This window comes from Reinekea sp. (assembly GCF_982785585.1).
Window position 1 is genome coordinate 79,743 of the sequence record NZ_CEYAVF010000012.1, and the last position, 3,457, is coordinate 83,199.

Annotated in this window: 2 protein-coding genes; one reads left to right on the forward strand and one right to left on the reverse strand. The window is 51.9% G+C overall.

Features of this window, described 5'->3' with window-relative positions; all coding sequences use genetic code 11:
• Nucleotides 1-32 precede the first annotated feature (32 nt).
• A complete protein-coding gene (locus AC4FIC_RS06915) occupies nt 33-1,121 on the reverse strand; it encodes an ABC transporter ATP-binding protein (protein WP_100256194.1) in 1,089 nt (362 codons plus the stop codon).
• A gap of 507 nt (nt 1,122-1,628) precedes the next feature.
• Here AC4FIC_RS06915 and AC4FIC_RS06920 point away from each other — a divergent pair.
• A partial coding sequence (locus AC4FIC_RS06920; RefSeq protein WP_476194229.1) for a sigma-54-dependent Fis family transcriptional regulator occupies nt 1,629-3,457 on the forward strand: 1,829 nt, incomplete at its 3' end.

Below are 3,457 nucleotides of genomic sequence, written 5' to 3' on the forward strand. Positions count from 1 at the left end.
AAGGACTTCAGTTGTATTTCAGCCATCTTGAGTTAGCCCCTTATCAGTCGAGTCGGCGACTGGATCATTTTGCCGTCGAGAGTGAACACAAACAGTTTGTGTACCGGCAGATAGATGTTAATGGTGGCATCGCTGCGGTAGGCATGAACGCCAGACAACTGCATGACCAAATTAAAGTGATCGTTTTTCACGTGGAGAAAGGTTTCCGAACCGCTGATCTCAGCCAGTTCGACCTTCATCGACAGTTCGAGGTCATCGTCGTTGTCTGGCACCAGGCCGATATGGCTGGGACGGATACCAAACTTATAACCACCCGGCGTCAGGCTTTTAAGGTCCTGATGCAATGGAAAGTGTACCGATTCATCGAAGGTGACCTCATTGTCGGTCACGTTACCGGGTATTAAATTAATCGGTGGTTCACTGAACAGATCGGCTGCGTAGACATCGACCGGCTCGCGGTAGACCGCAGCTGAGGGGCCAGACTGGATCACTCGGCCTTCATGCAACAGGGTGGTGGTGCCGCCCAACGCTAAAGCTTCATTTGGTTCGGTGGTCGCGTAGACGGCAATAGCGTTACGGGCTTTAAAGAGTTCGCGTAATTCGAAGCGCAGCTCTTCCCGCAGCTTATAGTCTAGGTTGACCAAGGGCTCATCGAACAGAATCAGGCTGGCGTCTTTGACTAGGGCGCGCGCCATAGCCGTGCGCTGCTGCTGACCGCCGGACAGTTCCAGCGGGTAACGATGCAAAAACTCGGTGATCCGCAACATATCGGCGGTTTCCATCACCCGCTTGTTGATCTCGGCCTCAGAGGCTTTGGCCAAACGCAGTGGCGACGCGATGTTCTCCCGAACCGTTAGGTTGGAGTAGTTGATGAACTGCTGATAAACCATCGACACATTACGCTTCTGCACCGTGATGCCGGTGACATTGGCACCGTTCATAATGATCTTGCCATTGGTTGGCTTATCCAAGCCCGCCATCAAACGCATCAGTGAGGTTTTACCAGCGCCGGTGCGACCCAAAAGCACATTAAACGAACCCGGCTCTAACGTTAAGTTGACATTCGTTAGGTGGTTTTGGCCGTTAACGACCTGATCTACATTTTCTAATTTGAGGGACATAATGCCGTCCTGTGACGATTTTTGTTTTTGCGGTGTGTTCAACACTGCGCAATTTTTTTATTCTGAAAGGAATAAAGCTAGAGTTGTGCCAAGTTTCGCTGAACACCCGGGTTTTAAATTGTAACCTATTGATTAATATAGAAAAAATAATTTTATAGGTCGGGGTTGAGTGTGTTGAAGATGGTCTTTTTAATAGAATGTGTTCATTAAAGTATTGACTCTGAGCACTTTTAAACATTAACTGTGAACACCAAGACTGTTCAAATTCCGAACAGATTTTGTTCAGGACACGCCCGATGCACTGCTTTTTTAAGGGCAACTGAGTTGGTCCGATATAATAAAAACAACGATCGGTAGCCACCTATGACCAAACCAAACAAATCTCAAACAGGGCCGTCGGCCGCCTATAAGGCAGACGTCCTTGCTGCTAAAACACCCGTCGAGCACCAGAACGTAATAGCCGATTCGTGGGAACGGTGCCGCGAGTACGGCCTTGATCCGTTAGCAATGCCTGATATAGAAACGCTGCCACAGGGGGAGATCGAGAGCCTAAAGGAAGAACACCATTATTTGGTGCAGACCACGGGCAACGAGGTGCTGCCTTATTACGAAAACATCCTGTCCAACAGCCAATGTATGATCATGTTGACCGACAGTCGCGGCCAGATGTTGAACAGTTGGGGTGATCAACGGTTTTTGAACAAAGAACAGAAAGCCTTCTTAAACCCAGGTACCTATTGGGGTGAAGCGGTGAACGGTACCAATGCCATCGGCACCGCGATGGAGCTGGGTCAGGCTGTTCAGGTGCAGAAAGATGAACACTTTCTCAAGTCAAACCGTTTTATGGTGGGCTCGGCCGCACCGATCTTTAACGTCAATCACGATCTGCTCGGTGTCTTGGACGTGTCCAGTGACACCTATCTGCCGCACGCCTATACCCTAGGACTGGTCAAGCTGATGTCGCAGGCGGTTGAGAATCGGCTTATTGTTAAGAGGTTTGCCGCGGAAAACTTCCTGCTCAGCTTTAATACCAATGTCGATAACATCGACAGTCAGTGGGCCGGGTTGATCGTCTTCAATGATGATGGCACCATTATTTCGGCTAATTGCCGGGCCGAGCTGTTGCTTGGGCAAAACCTGGCCTTGGCCCATATATCTGACATCTTTGATTGCCCTTTGCGCGATCTGAAGAACCACCCAGATCTGATGCCGATTAAATTGCCCGCTCTGGGGCGCTTTCAGATGCATGGCGCGTTGCGACGCCCGGAAAAGAAGATTGTCCAAGCATTGGACTTCAGACAACGGCATCTGAAAAAGCGACCCGTCGATAGCAACCTGATTACCCTGGAGCGCCTAAGTTTCGGCGATCAGCTGGTCGATCGTGCGGTGACTCAGGCGAAAAAAGTGATTGAGAAGGATATTCCCATCCTTATTGCCGGTGAGACCGGTGTGGGCAAGGAAGTGTTTGTCAGCGCGCTACACGAATTCAGCTCGCGCCGATCCTATCCCCTGGTTGCGGTCAACTGTGCCGCAATTCCGGCGGAATTGGTCGAATCCGAGCTCTTTGGCTATGAAAAGGGCGCCTTCACCGGGGCCAGCAACAAAGGTTCCATCGGTCTGATTCGCAAGGCCCACCGCGGCACCCTGTTTCTCGATGAAATAGGCGAGATGCCGCTTAAGGTGCAGGCCCGCTTACTGCGCGTCTTGCAGGAGCGTAAGGTGGTGCCGCTTGGGTCCACCGAAGCCTTTCCCGTCGATATTAAACTGATTTCGGCGACCAACCGGTCGTTACGGGACGACGTCGAGCAGGGCCTGTTTCGCCAGGATCTCTACTATCGCGTCAGTGGCTTAAACCTAGAACTGCCGCCGCTACGCAAACGCCAAGACCGGGAGGCCCTGTTTCAAGAGGTCTATCAACTGTTCAGTACCCCGGAGCAGCCGTCCCAGCTGTCAGCCGAGATCGTTAACCTCTTTTTGCAGCATCCATGGCCGGGTAACCTGCGCCAACTGGCCAGTGTCTTACAAATCGCCTTGGCGATGGCAGAAAATGAAGTGATTCAACTCTGGGATCTACCGGACGACTTCTTGTCCGATATCCATAAGTCCTCTGTTGATCGTGATAGTGAGACGGTGTTCGGCGATGAGAGCGCGCAACGTATGGCTGAGATGGGTGCCCTAGTAAGGCATGCTGCGCCGAGCCCAATTAGGGATGCGCTACCGGCACGGGAGTCTTTGCCGGCCGAGGCCGCGCCGGAGCCGATCGAAACCGACGCCGAAGTCGACCTGCTACTGCTGTTCCAGCAGCATAAGGGCAATATTTCCAGTTTGGCCAAGGC